Source organism: Halomonas sp. SIMBA_159 (genome assembly GCF_046536035.1).
GTDB lineage: Bacteria > Pseudomonadota > Gammaproteobacteria > Pseudomonadales > Halomonadaceae > Vreelandella > Vreelandella venusta_A.
The window spans coordinates 1-236 of record NZ_JAWJBT010001626.1; the positions used below are offsets into that span (position 1 = coordinate 1).

Consider the following 236-nt stretch of genomic DNA (forward strand, 5'->3'; position numbering starts at 1 on the left):
CGTGCTCATCGGCACCTCGCGCAAGCGCTTCCTGGCGGAGGCGCTGCGTCAGCAAGCCGGCGCGGACGACGAGGTCTCCGAGTCACGCCGCGATCTCGCGACGGCCGTCACCAGCGCCCTGGCGGCCCGCGCCGGGGTGTGGGCGGTGCGCGTGCACGACGTGGCCGGCACCCGCGATGCGCTCGCGATCACGCACGCCTGGGCAGGCTGAACCCCCACCCAGCCGAGGGGGTGGG

1 protein-coding gene is annotated in these 236 nt (G+C 75.8%); it reads left to right on the top strand.

What is annotated here, in order from left to right; translation table 11 throughout:
• Nucleotides 1–211, top strand: a 211-nt coding sequence (locus R0J87_RS24715) for a dihydropteroate synthase (protein WP_498889678.1), incomplete at its 5' end; no start/stop codon positions are given.
• Nucleotides 212–236 lie beyond the last annotated feature (25 nt).